The following is a 427-nucleotide window of genomic DNA, read 5'->3' on the forward strand; positions in this document are numbered from 1 at the left end:
CCAACAAACGCAACGCACGCTGCCGAAACTCCGGCGAATACTGACGGGGCATGCTTCCAATCCTCCTATAGGGATCGGAACAAAACCTGGGGTACTTCAGCCCGAACCCAGCACCCCGATCACCAGCATCACCGCCACCATCGCCGACCCCAAACCGAAATACACGACACACGAGCCGAAATCATTGACAACAGCCCTCGGGCCTTAGCCTCGATTTTTCGTGCGGTCTGATCGGGGAGGTGTCTGCCGGTGTTGGCCGGTTGGTGATGCCGATTGTGGCAGGTGGCTGTGACAAGTCGCCGGGTGTCGTGCCGGTGGGCGGGCTTTCCTAGGAGGGTGGTGTTTTACGGCCATTGCGGGGACGCTGGTTGACCGGTTGGGCTGTTGGGCAGGGCCTGTGTCGTCGTGAGTGCTTCCTAGCTCAGGT

At 60.4% G+C, this 427-nt stretch carries 1 protein-coding gene; it reads left to right on the forward strand.

The window, feature by feature from the left end; genetic code table 11:
• Positions 1–208, forward strand: a 208-nt coding sequence (locus CDN38_RS30100) for a hypothetical protein (RefSeq protein WP_204903254.1), incomplete at its 5' end; no start/stop codon positions are given.
• Positions 209–427 lie beyond the last annotated feature (219 nt).

It is taken from the genome of Mycobacterium ostraviense (assembly GCF_002705925.1).
Taxonomy (GTDB): domain Bacteria; phylum Actinomycetota; class Actinomycetes; order Mycobacteriales; family Mycobacteriaceae; genus Mycobacterium; species Mycobacterium ostraviense.